A 19,989-nucleotide genomic window follows, 5' to 3' on the forward strand; every position below is an offset into this window, starting at 1 on the left:
CTTCTCTCCACCTTCACACTCCATATCACTACGCTTACAAATACGAAAGGTTATCTTACAGTTTTGTAAGATAACCTAATAGGAATTGCTCCCTAACTTTATATGAATTTTTCATTAAATATATTAGTTAAATTTAAACGCTCTACCTTTTGCTTAATTTTATCTATATCCAAAATATAAAGTCCTATCTCCTGCATTCTCTTAAAGTACTCTGCTCCCGAAAATGTATATCTATTTATCCTCCCTTCTTTAGTTTTTATTTTTTCATTTGCATAGGCAATAATATCTCCAACAGCTAGTGTTCTCGGCAATATCAAAAGTGGCAATTCCAGATAGTTTCTTACCGAATTTTGACCAGCTAAAGCTCCTGTTATCATTGCTTCTGCATGGCCTATAAATAAACCAGACTTTTCACCTGCGCAAAACAGATTATCAATACCTACAACTCTCATGTCGTCTGTTCTTGGGGCTATAGATACATATCGTATGGAATTTCCCATTCCCCCTGAATATGGATCTATATATCTTACATTTTCTAACCCTTTTATTTTTCTCAATTTTTCTAATGGGTAATATGGGGTCATAAGTTTTACATCCCCTGTATCTATTAGAATTATATTTTCAGCAAACTCTTTTAGTGCATACTGCTGACATACCTTTAGTTTAAGTTTATCTAAATTTATATCCTCCTTAGGAACTTGTATAACGACCACACCTACTTCATCTAGCGTCTTTACAATGTCTGCTGATAAAGAACCTCTAGCTAGTTTACAAGAGCCACTGAAAGCACCATATCCTCCATCTTCCCTTTCACCTTTTAAGTCTTCAATGCCGGCTTTACTACTTATGCTTACCCTTCCACCAAAAGTTGGACATCTCAAAACACACATTACACATCCATTTCCATATTTAGTGCAGTTATTCATTGGGCCTGTAGAACCTGTAGTCTCTATAAATACATCCGCTTCCACATATCTCTTATCAGATAGATATATTCCTTTAATTTTACTATCCTCTATTTTAATATCTACTACTCTTGCTATCATGTTTACTTCTATGTCCATATCTTTTAAATATTTTACCACTGCTGGTTCAATCTTGTTTGTATCGCAAAGCCAAGCATTTTTATGCCCTGGAAAATCTATGTTTTTATGCTTACTATTTTGATCAGTCAAATTTATTAATTCTCCTGTGCCTAGCGCTATCATTTCTTCTGCCGCAGTATATCTTCCATTATTTCTCATTATGCCACCTACATTACCAAGACCTAAAAGCATATCAGTTCTTTCATATAAAGCTACCTCTGCACCAGCTTTTTTTGCCGTGATTGCTGCACTACATCCAGCCCATCCACCACCAATTACTATAACCTTCAAAATATTTACCTCCCTTACAATACATATATAGGTTTAGACTCCTTTAAATTCTATTGCAATAGCTGTACTTTTATTACTCATCTCAAATTTTGAACTCTAAACAAAAAAGCATTTCATTAAATTTTACTTTAATGAGATGCTTCTATTTATGGTTGCAAATACGTAGAAATACTTATATATAGTAGTTATCGATTTATATGAATTTAATACTAATAAATTTTTTTTAAGTTTAAAAATTCGATATTATGGTAAATCCCAGCCTTTACCGACATCTATCCACCTCTTATTTTGTGAATACTTATCTAGTTCCTCGCATGTTAGTTTAATAGCTGAATTGCTACTTCCACAGGCAGGATAAACAGTTTCAAATCTCTTAAGAGATTCATCTAAAAATACAGGCACATCATTTTCTATGCCAAAGGGGCATACTCCACCTACTGCATGTCCTGTGTACTCAAGTGTTTCATCTGGTGACATCATCTTTGCTTTAAAACCAAATTCATCCTTAAATTTCCTGTTATCTGTCTTTGCATCTCCTGCCGTAACTATTAACATGGCACCGCCTCCATCTTTAAAACAGATAGTTTTAGCAATTCTTGCTCCCTCAACACCTAGTGCTTGTGCTGCAAGTTCGACTGTTGCACTAGAGGTTTCAAACTCTAAAATCTCTTTATCTTTACCCCATTTTTTAAAATACTCTTGTACTTTTTCTATTGACATAATTTATCATCCTTTCTTTATTTAGACTTATTTAATATTAACGTTTCTTTCTTTCCATTCCATTCAATATCTATTGTAATATCTCTATCAGTTGATTTTGGCATTCCTACAGTAAATTTCAATTTTCCAGTATGCACCATAGTATTGTCTAGTGTGAATTCGCCCTCTTCTCCTTCGTTCGAACTGTCTATTGAGTAATTGACATCCTCTACCTTGTCATCACCCTTCCCAATGTATTTTATTGTGTAATAAGTGTCATGTGCTTCCTCATTACCATCAATTTTATAGTCTACAGTCCAATTGGGACTAGTGCCTTCATAATTTATTACAACATCATGAAGATCACAAAGTAAATTATGACTAAGTTTGTAAAGTGCTTCAGTATTTTTTTTATCGTTTGGATTTATAACTATATAATGTAAATATTCATTAATAAGATTCCAATTCTCAGGAAATCCTTTCCACCTACTCTCAACCCTATCAATATCCTCCATATACCTCAAAAGTTCACTTATTGAATCAGATAATTGCTTATGATTTTCAATACTCGCATATGAAGTGGAACCAAAGGTATATACAGCTGTATGCAAGTAAGCACATGTGTGCATATAATAAAAAATAATATCATTATCATCAAATTCACTGTAGTCTGACGTAAAATTGGCTTGTGCATTCGATAAACAAAATATAAATAACTCATCTGCGTTTTTCTTTTGTTCCTTTAAAACAATAAAATTATATGCCCCAAATAATAAACTAATTATTAGAGCTATTACTAATAGGTGGCGTTTTTTCACTACGATTTCCCCTTTTGATATGAATTATAGTTTCCTTACATCCTATATGATAACATATATTTTAAATATTAAACAATATAACAAATTTTATAACATTTAGAGACAATAATTCAAATCGGATACCGTTAAGTTAATACCAGCCTTTTTGGACAGTGCTATAACCTCACTCCTGCTATCAAAATTATTACTTCTGTATATTGTTTTTATTATAAACCATAAGTGTACTTTTTGCTTACCAGTATTTGTAATTAATATTACTAATAACTGTTTTAAATACGAAAGTTGGTACATAAAATGAAATGTGAACACATATTGAAATGTAGCCACAAAAATGGCACGCACTAATTTTATTAAGGGGGAGCATTACGGGAAGTGAATTAGAAAATCCAATAATAAGGTCATTAAAAAAACATAAAAAAATTGTTACAGGGATTATAATTTCTCTTTGGGCTTTACTTACTATATATCTTGGGATGGCAATATATTTCATGAATCATTTTTATTTTGGTTCTTCAATAAATTGCATTAGTGTTTCAGGAGAAAATGTTAAGGTAGTAAATGAAAAGTTGGCTTCTGAGCTTCATACTTATACTATAAATTTAAAAGAACGAGAAGGTAAAAACGAACAAATTAGAGGGGATGAAGTCGGTTTAAGTTATAATTCAGATGGGCAATTTAAGAATTTTAAAGATAGACAGAATCCTTATAAATGGGTTTTAGCAGTTTTTAATACAGAAGATTCTCAAATGACAGAAGGAGTTAAATATGACAAGTTACTATTAAAAGACCGATTGGATAAGCTTTCTTGTTTTGATAGCAGTAACATAGTTGAACCTAAAAATGCTAGCTTTAAGTATACAGATAATGGCTATGTAATTGTAGGTGAAGTTGATGGAACGAAGGTAAGTAGTGACATTTTATATGAATATGTGGCGGCTGCAATCCTTAAAGAGGAAACTACAATAGATTTGGAGTCAATTAATTGCTATGTTAAGCCGCAATATACTTCAAAATCTCAAAAAACTATAGATACTCTAAACACACTTAACAAATATGCTTTTTCAAAAATCACCTATACTTTTGGAGAACAGAAAGAAACATTAGATGGTTCTACAATAAATAAGTGGCTTACGGTTGACGAGAATCTTAAAGTCACATTTAATGAGAGTGAAGTCAAAAACTACGTAGATGTACTTTCAAAAAAACATAATACCATCGGCGCTATGAGAAATTTTAATACATCACATGGAAAGACAATAAATGTTGGCGGCGGTGATTATGGTTGGTCCATTAACAGAGTTAAAGAGACGCAAGCTTTAATTACTGCCCTAAAAGCAGGTCAAATTATAGCAAAAGAACCAGTATACATTCAAACTGCAATTTCTCATAGTGATAATGATATTGGGAATACCTATGTGGAAATAGATCTTACAAATCAACATTTATGGTTTTATAAAAATGGCACTCTAATATCACAAGGAGATATTGTTACAGGAAATGTAAGCTCTAATCATACAACACCAGACGGCATTTATAAATTAAAATACAAACAAAAGGACGCTGTTCTAAGAGGTGCAGATTATGCCGCTCCTGTTAGCTTTTGGATGCCCTTCAACGGAGGTATAGGAATTCATGACGCAAATTGGCGAGGTTCATTTGGAGGAAATATATATAAGACATCCGGGTCTCATGGTTGTATAAATTCGCCATACTATTTAGCAAAAGCAATCTTTAATAACATCGAGGCAGGTATCCCGGTTGTTTGTTACAATTGATAGTGAGGCGGCATCCGTCGCCTCATTTTTCTTAACACGTTATTGTTACTTTAATCAAGATGAGTTATGATTATAGATATCAATGGAATAAATTATATTGGGGGATAAAAAATGTGGACTCGTGAACTCTTAAAAAATAGAGCAAAGGCAGTTTTAAAAATTTCTTATTGGAATGCATTTATAGTTAGTTTAGTTTTAGCAATTATTGGTGGCACCAATAATAGTTCTATTGACATAAACAACTTCAACTGGAGTTTTGGTAATAAAACACCAAGCAGTGGCTTTAATCCTTTTAGTGAAAATATTACTAGTATATTCCCATTTCTGCTTTTAATTACTTTCATGGCTGTAATTACAATATTTGTATTTGTATTTGCACTTCGTATACTATTAGGATATCCCATTGAAGTAGGTGGAAGACGTTACTTTGTGCAATCAGCACAAAATAATATAAATCTGAATTATTTAGGATATGGTTTTGGCTTTGGAAGGTATTTTAATATCATAAAAACCATGCTTTGGAGAAGTATTGTAACCTTTCTTTGGTTCTTGTTACTTATCATACCAGGAATTATAAAAACATATGCTTACAGAATGGTACCCTATATATTATCTGACAATCCAAACATTGATTACAAACGCGCACTAGAATTAAGTGATAAAATGACCGACGGTGAAAAACTAGATATGTGGATATTAGATCTTTCATTTATCGGGTGGTATTTATTAGGTGCCTTACTATTTTTCGTCGGAGTACTATTTGTTATGCCTTATGAAAACGCTACAAAAGCAGAATTGTATCTAGAATTACGCCAAAATGCTCTGAATCAAGGTCTTTGCAGCTATGAGGAACTTCAATTAAAGCAGACTTTTTAGTTCTTTATGGATAAAAAATTATTTTTTTTTAAAGGGAGTTTTAAAATGGAGATTACAAAAATAAACGAGTATGATATTGATGTTGAATTAGAAAAAAGAATACAAAGTTTACTCCTAGAGTGTTTTCCATATATCTATCCAGAAGATAGAATATACTATAAACAAATACCTCATTTTAGATATTTAGCATTTGACAAAGATATTTTGATTGGACATGTAGGCTTGGACTATAGAGTGATGAATTTAAATGGTATGATTATAAGGGTATTAGGCATTGTAGATATTTGTATAAAAGAAGAATATAGAGGTAATGGTCTAGCCTCTATATTACTGCAAACAATTGAAAGTTTCTCAGCAGCTCATAGTTTGGATTTTTTACTGTTATTTACTGATATTGAACCATTTTATATAAAAAATGATTTCATATCAGTAAATAACACATGTAAGTGGACTAAAATAGATGAACATAAAACATTAGGTATCGGAGAAGATATAATTAAAGAGTTAATGATTAAGCAAACCGGAAACAGAGTTTGGAAAGATGGGTACTTAGATATGTTAGGTTATATGTATTGATTTTTATAATATGGTTTATATCATAAATAGTCAAATTGATAATATAAGTGATAAATATATAATTATAAACCCTAAATTATTGATGAATTTAGGGTTTTTCAATTAAATTTTATTTAATCCTTACCTAATGAACTAAAACACTCATTTCACCTCCAGATCGATTCGTTTTAGCCTTTTCAAGTAGCGCTATAAGATTGCCACTTTCAATGTCTGCTGGTGTAACTGCACTTATATATACATATTTAGTTGAACTGTTCTGAACACTCAAGCTATAATTTTCAAAAATACAATCGTTCTTTACAAATGCCTCGTGGGCATCCGTCAAAATTTTTGCCATTGCTTCCATTGAATTTTCTTTTGAATCAAGTCGGATTACAACAGTTGAAATCAGAAATAATTCTTTGTCAAATTTCATATCAAGGGTTAAAGTGAGCATTGATTCTTCCCCCTTATCTGACTTACTATACATCATGGTAGTGTTTTTATCATACCCAAGATCTTTGGAAATAATATTTTTTGCAATAGCAGAATATTCCTCGGATAACCTTTCTCTTGTATTCCATAGACTTAGTACTCTGCTTTCATAATTATCCCATTGAACTTTACCGTTTTTATAATAGACCGAGAATTTAGTATCAATACTTGTTTTAGATTTAGCCATTCCAATATATGATGTACCCTTAAATTCATAATATGCGTCTTCTATTTCAAGGTCCATTGAGGAATAGTTTTTATCTACATATTGTTTAATAGCCTTATTCGCCATGCCTTTTGTAATTGGATTACCAACTGTAGCATTAGTAATCAGAAGTATAAAACCAATAAGCGTTAAAGCTATTATTCCCGCAATTATTTTAAAGGTTAGCCCCTTTTTACTTTTCATTATATTCACCTTTCCTTTTTAAATGTAATTTTTAAAAGCATTGCAATGAGAACCCCAAGTAAGACTAAAACAGTATATATAGTACCGTAATATAATCCACTATATAGAAAAATCCATTCAAACCCATTTGGCACTATTTCACTTATAGTTGTCCATAAATAAGAAACTATGAAAATTACAATAGGAGTTAAATACCATTTACGTTTAAGTGCTACCACGGAAACACCACCTAATATAGGCATTATCATAAAATTATAAAACATTCCCATAGAATTTGAGAGTGCCACCCCAAGAACCCCCCCTGCCATAAGAATAATAATTTGTGTTACAAAAATACTACGTTTCATAGCGAAAATTACCTTTTTATCTTTTATTGAAGATTGCATCGGGTTTATGACATCAAGAGTTTCAAATTCCGATTTACAGCTGGCGCAAGCTTTAATATGCTTATTCACTATTATAGTGCTATCATCACTTGCAACTCCATCTTTTACAAGCGGTATTAAATCCAGTATTACATTGCAAGATATATTCAATATAGTCCCTCCTTTTCTAAGTTAGATTTAATATATTTTTTTGTACGAAAATCAACAACCCTTGCTGAGCTTTCTGATATATTCACTTCTTTGGCAATTTCACCGTAGCTATAACCTTCAACTCGCATGTTTACTATCTTTTGAGTACGCTCATCTTTTGCCAGTAATAGAGTCTTTATTCTTTTTACGAACTCTTTTTTAATCAATTTTTCTACTATACTATATGATACATAAATTTCTAAAAGGTCATTATATTCAACTGTATGTTTTTCTTTCCTAATGCTTTGAAGCCATAAATTTCTAGCTATAGAAAACAACCATGTTTTCACTGAAGATTGCCCCCTAAAGTTTCCAATAGATGATATTGAATTCACAAAAGTCTCTGACAATAAATCTTCTGAAAGTATAGGATTATGAGTCAGTGAAAGCAGATACACATAAACATCCTGCTTATAAGTTATATAAAAATTCTCTATTTGCTTCACTAAAATCCCCCTTTCATATAATTAGCCACATTTTTTGTTAAAACGTTACATATATAAAAAACTATTTTAATTGAGATTACGATATATCACTTTCTTAATCAATAATTTGATCATTATTCCATTTTCCAGACTTCATGTATATTATACACATCACAAGTGATGCAAATGTTGCTAACGGAGAAGCAAACCCAATTTCGTATAGCGTCATGCCTTCCATTTCACTCAAAATAAATGACAACGGAACACGAATTATAAAGGTAGCAATCAGACTGTGAATCATTGGGAATAAAGAATTACCACAACCACTGAAAAATGAATTCATACTAAATACAAAACATACCAAGATACAGTCGATGCTATATGATTTTAGATATAATGCAGCTGTTTCAATCACCTCTGTATCTTTTGAAAACAATGATGTCAGTGAAGTTGGATTCACTTGAACATATGCATAGAATATTATACCGAAAGCTAAAGAACATACCATTCCTATATACAAACACTGTTTTGCTCTTACTTGTTTTCTTGCTCCCATATTCTGAGCTGTCATTGCTGCAATGGCTGAAGCAAATGCAATTGTTGGAAGCATTGTAAATACAATTATTTTTTCTACAACACCTACGGACGCAGATGCAATAAGTCCCATTTTATTAATAATTGCTGTAATTATTATAAAAGAAATATTAATTAAACCATCCTGCAATGCAATTGGTAATCCTAACTTAAATATCTTTTTTACCTTACTTTCTTCTATTCTAACATGACTACGATTAAATTCTAAGGTAACCCCCGTATTTTTTATGTAGAATATTCCAAGTATGAAGCTAATAGTTTGGGCAGCTATAGTAGCAATAGCAGCTCCTGATGCTCCCATATGAAAACCAACCACTAAAATTAAATCTAGGACAATATTAATTATGCAAGCAACTGTTATAAAGAATAATGGTGCTTTTGAATTGCCGAGTCCTCTTAGAATGCCACTTAGCGCATTGTAACCGATAATAAACGGAATACCATAAGAACAAATAAGAATATACTGCTTTGTGTGTTCAACTGCCGCCATAGGCGTATTCATTAAATTTGTAATAGTCCCTGTAAGCAGAACCATAGTCACAGTTAAAATAGCAGCCATAATACCAAATATACAAATGATAGTTCCAACTGACTCTGCAATATCTTTAGATTTTTTTGCTCCTAAATAGTGACCTATTAAAACGGTGCCTCCTGTTGTTAATCCAAGAATAACACCTGTGATTGTTTGCATAATCTGACTTCCTGTGGCCACAGCAGAAACTTGCGCTGAACTTGAAAATCGACCAACAACTAGCAAATCCGCTGCACCATAAAGTGCCTGAAGCAAACTGGCTAATAAAAATGGTAATGCAAATTTTAATAGTGTGGGAATAACCTTTCCCTCTGTTAAATTGCTATGTTGTTCCATAACGTATACCTCCTAAAAACAAAAAAATGCTGGGTAAGACAGTTGATTTTACCCAACCATCTTATCCAGCATATAATTATCTATATACCCTCCGATGAACTTTTTAATCATAACACATGCTCAGAATGTTGTCAAAAACGCTACTATCTTCCAAAACATTTAACGATAATATGTTATATAATTGTAACAATTTTGTAATCTATGGAATACATATAAGTAGTAATATAAATGTATAGATATAACATCATTCTACATTGAGGTTTATAATATTACAAATATGGACAAGCCTTATAGCCATGTTATTATAATAACTATTGTTAGTTGTTATTTACAAATAAGATGTTAAGGGAGTGGGGATTATCAATAAAAACAAAAGAATTAAAAAGAAAACTATAAAAACAAAATTATTCTTTAGCTGTATTTTTTTAATATTAATAGTTACCATCGCAATAGTCAAAATTTTTGATGAAGAAGACGTTAACGCAGAACCTGTAACTATAGCAGTTACTACTACAATTAATGGTGGATTACAAAAAAATAATAAAATCAGTAATAAACCAATAAAAATCGCTCCTGAACATGAAGAAGGCAAAAAAAATATTTATGATGCTGAAAAAGTAAGTTCCATAGCAAATTACAAAGAAAAAAATGCTGGCAAAAAAACAGCCTTTCTCACCTTTGATGATGGTCCATCTACTACCGTGACTCCGATGATACTAGATACTTTAAAACAGTATAACATTAAAGCAACATTTTTTTTGCTTGGGGAAAATGTAGAGAAGAATGAAAAAAGCAAAGAATTAGTAAAACGTGAATTTAATGAAGGACATGCAATAGGTAATCATACTTATTCTCATAATAGAGGCAATATGCTATTCCCAAACAATAAGGTCAATGTACCTGTTTTCATGAAGGATGTAAATAAAAACGATAAAACATTAAAAAACATCCTTGGTAATAATTTTAATACAAGGCTTTTAAGACTTCCAGGAGGATATATGTCAAGAACATATTATAAAGATCCAAATTTGCCAGAGCTTAATGCAAGACTTTCGAAAAAAAACATGTTTAGTGTAGATTGGAATGTTGAAATTAGAGACGCAGCAGGTAGGCGGAATAAAAGTTCAAAAGAGTTATTCGACATATTAAAGGAACAAGTTGGAACAACACCAAAAGTAATTATACTGATGCATGACACCTACGGTAAAATGCAAACCGCTTATGCATTACCTCGAATTATAGAATATTTAATAGATCAAGGATATGAATTTGGAATAATAAAATAGAGTACTAAATTTATACGCTCTAGCTGCATATAAATTTAGTACTTATTTATTTTCTTTTGCCAATCATCCACATAACTACCAGTAGCCCAATGTGACATTACTGGTATTTCTCCTGCTTTAAGCTCCAAAGTCAGCAAATTTTCATTGAGGTTATTTCCTTCTATACTAAAAGCCATTAATTTTGTAGAAGTTAGAACAACAACAAAGTCTCTATTAGGCGAAGAATAAGCATCCACTGCACTAGGAACCTTTGTTTTTATGATGTTAAAAGAAGGAAATAAATTATCATATGTAGTTAAAGATTTAGGTGTAGCATAAGAAATATCAAAATCTACAAGTGAATGTTCGCTACTTATTTTGGTCTCCATTCTTCCTCTTAGTATCCAACGTCCATTTCTTCTTATTACACCCCAATTAGCATCCACATTTTTCAAGCTTTTTTCTTGAAAGTTTTTAGATATATCTAAAATTGCACCTGGCAAAGTGGACTTTTCTATTTCCCTTCCTAGTATACTTGTAAGTTTTATGGATTCTCCCATTAGATTATCTATTGGAAGTATTTTAAGCTGATTATTAGAGTAATCTTTTTCTAAATTATTGTTATTTACCCCTTGTATATTTTCTGTAGAAACATAATTACTACCTAAAAATTTAATAGTAATATTGCCTTCTGTTTTGCTGTACTTTATTTGCTTTGAATATATATCTATCGGTTTAGTAGGATCAATTGAATTAACTGGATAAGTCCAAAGTACACCCTTAGCAACTCCATTTTCTATTTTCTTACTTATCCCTACTTTCCAAAATCCATCTTGCCTTGGAAGTAGCAAATCTTTAGTTTCAGAAATAGGAATAATTTTATCATTTACTGAACTAATCCATAGGGTTTTATATAAATATTTGCTCCCTCCAGCTTCTACTTTAGGGTTTTTATACCTTAGTCCAAGTAATAGTCCTGACTTAGATCTTATTTCTTTTTCTGCTTTGCTTATTAAAATTTTCGTATTATCTTCTTTATCTTTATTATGAGTAAGATTGGCACTAGTTTCTTTATCTTTATGAAAATATAGCAAAATGCCCTCATATTTTTTTATCAAAGTTACATCATTAAGCTTTATGTACTCATCATAAAAAATATCATCGGAGTTAATGGTAATAATTTGAACATTATCATTTTGTATCCCTAAAGATTTAGCACTTATCTTTATAACATTCCAAAAGTAACTACTAGTGTCCACAGATTTTACTTTATATTTAGATTCCTTGGAGGTGTTACCATTAAAATCAACTGTAGTTCCACTAAAATAAGCAACCTGTCCAATTAATTGTTTTGCCTTTCCCTCATCTATTGTAGCACCATCAATAGAAACATATTTTTCTACTATCCAGCTCCCTTCTAGAGGAGATACAGTGAGTTTTTTATGTAATACTTGAGCGTTTAAAGTTAATCCTACATATTGACTCCATATAAAAATTATAATAGAAAATAGAATAAAAAATAAACATAATATTTTTTTCATTTAGAGTCACCTCTTATACATTTTAATTGTATTATTTCTTATGTTGTTAACGGTAATGATATTCTAACCTCTGTACCCGTTCCGTATTCACTTAAAATCTCAAGTTTACCATTATGCATTTCTATAATTTCTTTACAGAGAGAGAGTCCTATTCCATTTTGTGACATACTTGTTCTTCCTTTAAAAAATCTTTCTGTTACTTTAGGCAAATCTTCTGCTGGAATACCTACTCCATTATCCTTTATAATAATGCAAATATTATCACTGGAAGTGTATGCTTCGAGTGTTACATTACCCCCTCCTTTTGTAAAATTGAAAGCATTATCTAAAATGTTAATAATAACTTGATTTAGCCTTTTTTTATCTGCAAAAACCGGAGGTAAATTTTCTTGTGTTTTGCAAGTAAACACAATACTTCGAGGTATGGACTTTGGCATAAATTGTTTTTCTATATAGGCTATAATATTTTGAATGTTTACATATTCTTTTGAAAGTGGTGCTTTTCCAGATATAAATTTAGAAAAGTCTAGCAACTCTTCCACCATTTCCGTAAGTTTATCACTTTCCTTTTCTATAATATTAAGTCCGTCTAAAATTTCTTCTTTATCTTCTAACGTTCCAGACCTAATAGTTGCCGCCCACCCTTTTATAGATGTAAGGGGCGTCCTAAGTTCATGAGAAACAGACGCAATAAACTCATTTTTTAATTTTTGATTTTTTTGTATTTCTTCTGCCATAAAATTAAATGTATCGGATAGTTCTCCAATTTCATCATTTCTTCTTTTTTTAAGTCTTTCAGTGAAGTTTCCAGATGCAAATTTCTTAGCCAGGTTTTTCACTTCCTCTAATGGCCCAACAATAGTATTGGAAATGAATATACTAGAAGCACCAGAAATCACAATAACCAACGTTCCAACTCCTAAGAAAAGAAATATTATTTTACGTATAAGTGCATCTACCTCAGATAAAGGCGTAACGAAACGTAAAACACCCTCTATTTTATTATAGGATTTTAAGGGGTAAGAAACGTACATAAAATTTTCTTTTGTAGCCTTATCTTTCTTAATAAAAGTTCCAAGTTCACCTTGCAATGCTTTCTTAACATCATCATCTTGGATGGGCTTATAATCAAAATTACCAATGGAATCCATTAGCATCATTCCTGAGTTATCAATTATTTGGACCTCTGCGGAGGTATTTTTCCAAAAAATATCCGCGTTATTCTCCACATTTTCCTTTAAACTAGATGAAGCAAAATTATTGTTATAAAAATCAACTGAGCTCTTAATTTGTTTTGAAAGGAGTGACTCCATGTTCTTGTAGTAATATTTACCTACAGAAACAGTAAGAACAATTTCTAAGGTGATTACAGTGAAAACTATCACTAATAGATAACTCCAAATAAGTCTGGCTCTTATACCTCTCAAAATATCACCTCTTTTTCCATCTATACCCAAAACCCCATACTGTTTCTATATACTCAGGTTTAGAAGGGGTAGTTTCAATTTTTTCTCTAAGACGTCGTATATTAACATCTACAATTTTAGTGTCCCCAAAGTAATCATAACTCCATACTGTGTTTAATAAATCATCTCTACTAAACGCTTTTTCTTCATTTTCCATGAAGGTCTTCAAAAGCAAGTATTCTTTAGGAGTTAAATCTAGAATTTGATGATTTTTATATACCTTCATTGAATCAGTATCTATGATAAAGCACCCTGATATTAATTGTTCAGGATTTTTATCTTCGCTATTATTCATTCGTCTAAGTAGGGCATTTGCTCTTGCAATAAGTTCTAGTGGATTAAATGGTTTTACCATATAATCATCAGCACCATACTCAAGGCCCATGATTTTATCCATATCTTGGCCTCTAGCCGTAAGCATGATAATGCCCAAATCCGGAAAACTATTTCTTAGAATTTCACAGGTTTTAAATCCATCCATACCAGGAAGAGTAATATCTAAAATTATTAAATCAGGTTTTTCCTCATTTACTTTTTCTATCCCTTCTTCCCCAGATACGGCTTCAAATACTAGAAAATCATTCCTTTGAAAATTAATTTTAATAAAACCTCTAATTGATTCCTCATCTTCTATAAGAAGTACTTTTTTTTTCATAATTTCACCTCATACATAGAACTCAATATTCTAATGCATTTTGCTTTCTATATTATTAATTTGATTATAACATAATAGGCCTATGAAGTATTGAAAGCAGTAATATTGTAATTATTTTGTAATCTCTTAATACAACTATCAATTGCTAATTTTGGGTTCTGTGTTAATAATTATTATGCCAGCTATAACTAAAATAACAGCTATGATAACTTTAAATCCAATGACTCTTTCCCCAAGGAAAACATAGGATAAAAACACACCAAATAGTGGTATAGAAAATTTATATATAGTTACCCTTCCTACTCCATTATATTTAAGTAATACTGTCCATATAGAAAAAGCTGCAGCGGATATAAATCCCAGGTATAAAAGAAGTACTGCTCCTTTAGGACTAAAATCAAGTCCCCTTGCTCCTCCCAGAAATCCTGTGGATATTAATAATATAGACCCAATTAATAGCTGATACCCTGTAATCACAAAGATTGGTATATCCTTTGCAATCTTTTTCGTGTATATACTAGCTAAGGCTCCTACCAAACTAGAAATTATTATAAACCCATCTCCAGAAAGTGAAAATCCACCTTGAATTCCCCTACCATTGATATTTACAATAGCTACACCTATAAATCCAAGCACAACTCCAACTATTATTCGAAAACTAAGCTTATCCTCTTCATAAAAAAAATGGGCTATAATAACACTAAAAAATGTACTTGTAGACGCCAGTATAGCACCCTTCGTACCACTGGTATTTGAGAGACCTATGTAAAAGAATATATACTGAAGTGAAGTTTGTAAAAGTCCTAAAAGGACTATCTTAGATATGTCTTTCTTTCTTACGTTTAAAGATCTTCCTGTTATAATACAAAATATAAATATCATAATGGAAGAAACTAAAAATCTAGCGCCTGCAAAAAGTATAACCTTATAGGTATCGCTTCCACTTATGAAAAACAGCTTGTACCCTGTCTTTACTGACGGGAACGCACTTCCCCATAAAAAACAACTTATAAGTGCTAGAATCATAACCATATATGATTTATTAAATGTCTTAGTCATACTGTTCAGCTCCCCCTTTCATTTTTCATCCTCACCATATTTTGTGATGCATAGAAAAAGAAGGCTGTTTGCCTTCCTTTCTAATCTAATTATAATACACACCGGTCCTAAAATCCTTAATATCGTAAATTAAATTATGATATCAATAAAAAATGCCGCTAATTAAGTTTTGTTTTTAACATTATGATAATGTAAACGACACTCTATTGTTTAAATGATAAACTTTATTAATTTTCCTTAAACATATTGCAATAATACTTTAAATATATTATCATATTATCAACGGATAAATTGTAAATATAAATTAAATATTAAGGGGGAAATTTTATGTATTCATCAGTAGATACCATTTGGGTCTTATTAGCAACAGTTTTAGTATTCTTCATGCAAGCAGGTTTTGCAATGGTAGAAACAGGTTTTACCAGGGCGAAAAACGCTGGAAACATTATAATGAAAAACATAATGGACTTTGCACTCGGAACAATAGGGTTTTGGGTTTTAGGATTTGGTCTTATGTTTGGAGCAAGTAAATATGGAATTATTGGTACATTAGATTTTTTTGTGCAAGGTGATTATTCATCAACTATACCAACATATGCATTTTTGATTTTTCAAACGGTATTTTGTGCAACAGCTGCAACAATAGTCTCTGGAGCAATGGCAGAAAGAACGAAATTTAAATCATATTTAATATATTCTGCGGTACTTAGTGCAGTTATTTATCCTGTTTCAGGTCACTGGATATGGGGTGGTGGATGGTTATCACAACTAGGCTTCCATGACTTTGCAGGGTCTACTACGGTACACATGGTCGGTGGAGTTGCAGCTCTTGTTGGAGCTAAGATTCTTGGAGCTCGTATTGGTAAGTATGATAAAAAAGGAAATTCAAAGGCTATTCAAGGTCATAGTTTAACTCTTGGAGCACTGGGAGTATTCATTCTTTGGTTTGCTTGGTTTGGATTCAACGGGGGATCTACATTAGCTGCGACTGGTGATGATACTATATTCTTAATGAGTAAAATATTTGTTACTACAAATATAGCAGCAGCGGTATCTACTACAGTAGTAATGTTTATAACTTGGATTCGTTATAAAAAACCAGATGTTTCAATGACACTTAATGGAGCGCTTGCAGGGCTCGTTGCAATAACTGCCGGGTGTGATGTTGTATCACCAATAGGTGCAGCATTCATAGGTCTTATTGCAGGATTCATAGTTGTATTTGGTATTGAATTTATAGATAAAACTTTGAAAATTGATGATCCAGTGGGTGCTATTGGAGTTCATGGACTATGCGGTGCTTCAGGTACTTTATTAGTAGGGTTATTCTCATTAGATCAAGGATTATTCTATGGTCATGGTGCTAGTTTCCTTGGAGTTCAATTAATTGGAGTTGTAGCTGTAATCGCTTGGGTTGCAATTACTATGACAATTGTATTTAATGCAATTAAAGCTACTGTTGGTCTTAGAGTATCTAGAGAGGAAGAAATCGCAGGTCTTGATATTGAAGAACATGGATTACTAAGTTCTTATGCTGACTTTATGCCGATTACAGCAGAATTTAGTGTACCGTTATCTGAAGCAATACCAGTTAGCATTGAGAATGGCGATGAAGTTTCAGATGGATTGGTTAGACAAGTAGTTGCAGTAATGAACCCAGACAAATTTGATACATTTAAAGATTATATGGAGAAGATTGGTATATCAGGTATGACAGTAATGAATGCTAAGGGGTGTGGGATGCAGAATGGTTATACAGAATTCTACAGAGGTGTTAAACTTGAAATGAAATTACATCCAAAGCTAAAGGTAGAAATAGCGATTGCCGAAGTACCACTAGACTTAGTTATTAAAACAGCTAAAAGGGCTTTATACACTGGGAATATCGGTGATGGTAAAATATTTGTATTTAATGTAGCAAAGGTTATAAAAATCAGGACTGATGAAGAAGATTTTGATGCTATAAAATAGTTATAAAAAAATCAAAGTTATTTTGAACTAGCAGAAGCTGACATCATTTTAAAGTGGTGTCAGCTTCTATAATTTAAATCAAAGTGATATATTCCTATCTATAGGTTGTGACAAGGTAATAAAAGTATCTGTCCTTTGAATTCCTAAAATTACTTGAAGCCTATTCATTAGCAAATCCTGGAGACTAGGAATGCTCTTACAGATTATTTTAATAAAAATAGAATATCCACCTGTAGTATAATGTAACTCCACTATTTCTTTTATTTCTTTCAATTGTTCTAGTACTTCAGGGTATGAAGATGCTTTATCAAGAAAGATTCCAACAAAGCAACATACGTCATATCCAAGTTTGTTTGTGTCTAATATAAGTCGTGCACCTTTTATTAATCCCATTTCTTGCATTTTGTTCATTCTAACGTGAATTGTGCCTCCACTTACATGAAATCGTCTTGCAATTTCAAGATAAGGTGTCCTAGAGTCTTCAATTAAAACATTTAATATTTGATAATCTAAATCATCTAGGCCTGGAATAGTTAATCCCATAACATCATCTCCCAATAAATTAATATAAATAACAAAAAAAACTCAATAATATTATATACTTTATATCATTATAACAATTAATTTATCAAATTAGCAAAAAATCCATAGATTTATAACAAGACAACATGTTCATCAGAATTTTTTTAATGTATGCCGATTATTTTTTTAAAACATTTAGCTTCCAATTCGTATCAAGTTCCGCTATTCCTACATCACTCTTATAGTCTGATATTCCCAGCTTATCTAGCTCTTGTAAAAGCCAATCTTTAGTTCTTTGTATATGCTTAAGGTTACTATATAAAATATTACCGTCCATTATTAGTGGTATAGTAATTCCTTGAGTGTATGCTTTCTTATTCATATCCTTTAATGTAACGGGTTTGTTTTCAGCTTTAGGAAAAACAGAAATATTCCCCTGAGGTTCCATTATAACTGTATCTAAATCAGATATTTTATCGTATCCCTGCTGTCTGAGAAGTCCTTCTAACTGATTTAAACTTAGCCCTAAATTATTCAATGCATTCATATCAAGTATTCCTTTATTAATAATAATAGTTGGAGTATGTTCTAATATAGGTGTAAGTTTATTTTTTAGTGCCAATCGTGAACTTATAAACATTAAGCCTACTATTAATCCAGCACCATAAACTGACTTTACCGTAACCTTGTCTACAAGAGGTTCAGCAGCAACGTTTGCCAGTATCATAATCCCTGCTAACTCGTAGGCAGTCATTTGTGCCATAGCTTTTTTAGTTAAAGCCCTAGTACAAAGATACGTAAAATAAAAAACTATAATAACTCTTATACTAAAAGCTAAAAAATCATTCATATTTTTCCTCCAAATATTTATACTTAATCTAGATATACGCTACATCAAGGCCCAGAAAACGCCTTCATAACAAAGTCAAGTGAAGATTTCAGTCCTCCAATATATTCAAGAGCTGCATTTTGCTCATGTTGTATTGAAATATCTAGCTGTCCTATTGCAAACTCAAATGTCGTTAAAATTTCTGTTGCATTATTTGTTTGAATTAATATGACATTTTTATCATAAATTTTTTTTAATTCCTCCATTGATTTTTTAGCCTGTTTCCAATCTTTTATTTCTACACTTTTCTCAATTTGATCTAATTTCATGTTAAATTCATTTTCAGGCAAAAGGGCATTAAATACAATCCACATGAAAGCAAAAGATATTACCCATGTTATTGCAATGGCAAGTCTCATATCATTTTTATTTTTTATAATAATCACCTCCATCTAATCATTTTTATTATTCACATAAAGTATGATTATTAAACTAGTAGAAAATAAATCAACTAAATCTTCATTATGAAAAAAACTACCGAAATATATATAAATATATTTCGGTAGTTTTTTTACTGGTTTTCTCTTATAGCTCAGCAGTAGCAGTCAGAACCGCACGCCCAAGTGTGTGACTAAACATTTGGAATCCAAGTGCTGCTGGTGTTGCATTAATAGATACTCCTATATCCTCAATATCTAGTGCGTGAATAACAATTACATACCTATGTTTTCCATGCCCATGTGGGGGAGCTGCTCCCATAAAACGTGCTATACTTGCATCATTATGCAATTGAATTGCACCTCTAGGCAAATCTAAGCCCATATCATCCCCTGATCCAGTTTTAAGTTCGGTAACCGTTGCAGGAATATTCGCAACTGCCCAATGCCAGAATCCAGACCCAGTTGGTGCATCTGGATCATATACAGTTACTGCATAGCTCTTTGTTCCTTTTGGAGCACCGTGCCAATACAACTGTGGTGAGAGATCCTGCCCATCTTTTACACCAGCTATTCCTGAATACTGAGCTATATCAAATGGTTGTCCATCTATAACATCTGTACTTGTAACTTGAAAGATTGATGCCTTTGAAAGCGTTGCAAATAAATCATTAGTCATAATCATTTCCTCCTAGCTAATTTTAGTTGAATTATACACTTATAAATATCTATTTCTACAATTAAATACACTTCCCTTTAATTCAACATACGCACCACTT

Annotated in this window: 20 protein-coding genes; 5 read left to right on the forward strand and 15 right to left on the reverse strand. The window is 31.7% G+C overall.

Translation table 11 applies throughout. From position 1 onward, the window contains the following. Positions 1–98: 98 nt before the first annotated feature. From JJD95_RS02015 to JJD95_RS02025, 3 genes are all read right to left on the reverse strand, one after another. Positions 99–1,397 carry an FAD-dependent oxidoreductase gene (locus JJD95_RS02015; RefSeq protein WP_291639971.1) on the reverse strand — a complete coding sequence of 433 codons (1,299 nt, stop codon included), beginning with the start codon at positions 1,395–1,397 and terminating at the stop codon, positions 99–101. Between the two features lie 222 nt (positions 1,398–1,619). Next, entirely contained in the window at positions 1,620–2,096 is a 477-nt protein-coding gene (locus tag JJD95_RS02020) for a YbaK/EbsC family protein (RefSeq protein ID WP_291639843.1), read from the reverse strand. Between the two features lie 17 nt (positions 2,097–2,113). Beyond that, positions 2,114–2,893 carry a hypothetical protein gene (locus JJD95_RS02025; RefSeq protein WP_291639845.1) on the reverse strand — a complete coding sequence of 260 codons (780 nt, stop codon included), beginning with the start codon at positions 2,891–2,893 and terminating at the stop codon, positions 2,114–2,116. Between the two features lie 488 nt (positions 2,894–3,381). Between JJD95_RS02025 and JJD95_RS02030 the strand changes: the two genes are divergently transcribed. The 3 genes from JJD95_RS02030 to JJD95_RS02040 all read left to right on the forward strand — a co-directional run bounded on the left by JJD95_RS02030 (position 3,382) and on the right by JJD95_RS02040 (position 6,120). After that, complete coding sequence (locus JJD95_RS02030) at positions 3,382–4,668, forward strand: L,D-transpeptidase family protein (RefSeq protein WP_291639847.1); 1,287 nt, start codon at positions 3,382–3,384, stop codon at positions 4,666–4,668. Positions 4,669–4,779: 111 nt separating this feature from the next. Continuing rightward, positions 4,780–5,544, forward strand: coding sequence for a DUF975 family protein (locus tag JJD95_RS02035; protein WP_291639848.1), 765 nt, complete (start codon positions 4,780–4,782; stop codon positions 5,542–5,544). Between the two features lie 45 nt (positions 5,545–5,589). Further along, positions 5,590–6,120 (forward strand): GNAT family N-acetyltransferase, encoded by a 531-nt coding sequence (locus tag JJD95_RS02040; RefSeq protein ID WP_291639850.1) that lies wholly within the window; start codon positions 5,590–5,592, stop codon positions 6,118–6,120. A gap of 124 nt (positions 6,121–6,244) precedes the next feature. Here the strand turns inward: JJD95_RS02040 and JJD95_RS02045 are convergent, their stop codons facing one another. The 4 genes from JJD95_RS02045 to JJD95_RS02060 form a co-directional block, all read right to left on the reverse strand. Beyond that, positions 6,245–7,003 carry a hypothetical protein gene (locus JJD95_RS02045; RefSeq protein ID WP_291639852.1) on the reverse strand — a complete coding sequence of 253 codons (759 nt, stop codon included), beginning with the start codon at positions 7,001–7,003 and terminating at the stop codon, positions 6,245–6,247. A gap of 5 nt (positions 7,004–7,008) precedes the next feature. Continuing rightward, positions 7,009–7,539 carry a zf-HC2 domain-containing protein gene (locus JJD95_RS02050; protein ID WP_291639854.1) on the reverse strand — a complete coding sequence of 177 codons (531 nt, stop codon included), beginning with the start codon at positions 7,537–7,539 and terminating at the stop codon, positions 7,009–7,011. Continuing rightward, positions 7,536–8,024, reverse strand: a complete 489-nt coding sequence (locus tag JJD95_RS02055) for an RNA polymerase sigma factor (protein WP_291639856.1) — start codon at positions 8,022–8,024, stop codon at positions 7,536–7,538. The genes JJD95_RS02050 and JJD95_RS02055 overlap by 4 nt, the downstream gene beginning before the upstream one ends. A gap of 94 nt (positions 8,025–8,118) precedes the next feature. Then, positions 8,119–9,465, reverse strand: a complete 1,347-nt coding sequence (locus tag JJD95_RS02060; RefSeq protein ID WP_291639858.1) for an MATE family efflux transporter — start codon at positions 9,463–9,465, stop codon at positions 8,119–8,121. A gap of 350 nt (positions 9,466–9,815) precedes the next feature. Here JJD95_RS02060 and JJD95_RS02065 point away from each other — a divergent pair, with 350 nt between their 5' ends. Beyond that, entirely contained in the window at positions 9,816–10,751 is a 936-nt protein-coding gene (locus JJD95_RS02065; RefSeq protein WP_291639860.1) for a polysaccharide deacetylase family protein, read from the forward strand. A 35-nt stretch (positions 10,752–10,786) separates the two neighbouring features. On the opposite strand, the gene JJD95_RS02070 is transcribed toward JJD95_RS02065, so the two are convergent. From JJD95_RS02070 to JJD95_RS02085, 4 genes are all read right to left on the reverse strand, one after another. Further along, positions 10,787–12,271, reverse strand: a complete 1,485-nt coding sequence (locus tag JJD95_RS02070; protein ID WP_291639862.1) for a hypothetical protein — start codon at positions 12,269–12,271, stop codon at positions 10,787–10,789. Positions 12,272–12,309: 38 nt separating this feature from the next. Further along, positions 12,310–13,698 carry an ATP-binding protein gene (locus JJD95_RS02075; RefSeq protein ID WP_291639864.1) on the reverse strand — a complete coding sequence of 463 codons (1,389 nt, stop codon included), beginning with the start codon at positions 13,696–13,698 and terminating at the stop codon, positions 12,310–12,312. A 4-nt stretch (positions 13,699–13,702) separates the two neighbouring features. Continuing rightward, positions 13,703–14,392: a response regulator transcription factor gene (locus JJD95_RS02080; protein ID WP_291639866.1), complete on the reverse strand. Its 690-nt coding sequence runs from the start codon at positions 14,390–14,392 to the stop codon at positions 13,703–13,705. Positions 14,393–14,530: 138 nt separating this feature from the next. Beyond that, on the reverse strand, positions 14,531–15,451 hold the full coding sequence (locus tag JJD95_RS02085) for a DMT family transporter (RefSeq protein ID WP_291639868.1): 921 nt from the start codon (positions 15,449–15,451) through the stop codon (positions 14,531–14,533). Between the two features lie 327 nt (positions 15,452–15,778). Between JJD95_RS02085 and JJD95_RS02090 the strand changes: the two genes are divergently transcribed. Beyond that, entirely contained in the window at positions 15,779–17,422 is a 1,644-nt protein-coding gene (locus JJD95_RS02090; RefSeq protein WP_291639870.1) for an ammonium transporter, read from the forward strand. Positions 17,423–17,500: 78 nt separating this feature from the next. Here the strand turns inward: JJD95_RS02090 and JJD95_RS02095 are convergent, their stop codons facing one another. The 4 genes from JJD95_RS02095 to JJD95_RS02110 all read right to left on the reverse strand — a co-directional run bounded on the left by JJD95_RS02095 (position 17,501) and on the right by JJD95_RS02110 (position 19,889). Then, positions 17,501–17,965 (reverse strand): Lrp/AsnC ligand binding domain-containing protein, encoded by a 465-nt coding sequence (locus JJD95_RS02095; RefSeq protein WP_291639872.1) that lies wholly within the window; start codon positions 17,963–17,965, stop codon positions 17,501–17,503. 157 nt (positions 17,966–18,122) lie between these two features. Beyond that, entirely contained in the window at positions 18,123–18,794 is a 672-nt protein-coding gene (locus JJD95_RS02100) for a DUF421 domain-containing protein (RefSeq protein ID WP_291639873.1), read from the reverse strand. A 44-nt stretch (positions 18,795–18,838) separates the two neighbouring features. Continuing rightward, complete coding sequence (locus tag JJD95_RS02105) at positions 18,839–19,192, reverse strand: hypothetical protein (protein WP_291639875.1); 354 nt, start codon at positions 19,190–19,192, stop codon at positions 18,839–18,841. 166 nt (positions 19,193–19,358) lie between these two features. Beyond that, a complete protein-coding gene (locus JJD95_RS02110; protein ID WP_291639877.1) occupies positions 19,359–19,889 on the reverse strand; it encodes a YbhB/YbcL family Raf kinase inhibitor-like protein in 531 nt (176 codons plus the stop codon). Positions 19,890–19,989 lie beyond the last annotated feature (100 nt).

This window comes from Clostridium sp., from assembly GCF_016650035.1.
Lineage (GTDB): Bacteria > Bacillota > Clostridia > Clostridiales > Clostridiaceae > Clostridium_AD.

Coding starts and splice junctions, on each gene's coding strand:
- JJD95_RS02020 (WP_291639843.1), bottom strand. CDS start 2,096: ATGTCAATAGAAAAAGTACAAGAGTATTTTAAAAAATGGGGTAAAGAT.
- JJD95_RS02030 (WP_291639847.1), top strand. CDS start 3,382: ATGAATCATTTTTATTTTGGTTCTTCAATAAATTGCATTAGTGTTTCA.
- JJD95_RS02035 (WP_291639848.1), top strand. CDS start 4,780: ATGTGGACTCGTGAACTCTTAAAAAATAGAGCAAAGGCAGTTTTAAAA.
- JJD95_RS02040 (WP_291639850.1), top strand. CDS start 5,590: ATGGAGATTACAAAAATAAACGAGTATGATATTGATGTTGAATTAGAA.
- JJD95_RS02045 (WP_291639852.1), bottom strand. CDS start 7,003: ATGAAAAGTAAAAAGGGGCTAACCTTTAAAATAATTGCGGGAATAATA.
- JJD95_RS02060 (WP_291639858.1), bottom strand. CDS start 9,465: ATGGAACAACATAGCAATTTAACAGAGGGAAAGGTTATTCCCACACTA.
- JJD95_RS02070 (WP_291639862.1), bottom strand. CDS start 12,271: ATGAAAAAAATATTATGTTTATTTTTTATTCTATTTTCTATTATAATT.
- JJD95_RS02080 (WP_291639866.1), bottom strand. CDS start 14,392: ATGAAAAAAAAAGTACTTCTTATAGAAGATGAGGAATCAATTAGAGGT.
- JJD95_RS02085 (WP_291639868.1), bottom strand. CDS start 15,451: ATGACTAAGACATTTAATAAATCATATATGGTTATGATTCTAGCACTT.
- JJD95_RS02090 (WP_291639870.1), top strand. CDS start 15,779: ATGTATTCATCAGTAGATACCATTTGGGTCTTATTAGCAACAGTTTTA.
- JJD95_RS02095 (WP_291639872.1), bottom strand. CDS start 17,965: ATGGGATTAACTATTCCAGGCCTAGATGATTTAGATTATCAAATATTA.
- JJD95_RS02100 (WP_291639873.1), bottom strand. CDS start 18,794: ATGAATGATTTTTTAGCTTTTAGTATAAGAGTTATTATAGTTTTTTAT.
- JJD95_RS02105 (WP_291639875.1), bottom strand. CDS start 19,192: ATGAGACTTGCCATTGCAATAACATGGGTAATATCTTTTGCTTTCATG.
- JJD95_RS02110 (WP_291639877.1), bottom strand. CDS start 19,889: ATGACTAATGATTTATTTGCAACGCTTTCAAAGGCATCAATCTTTCAA.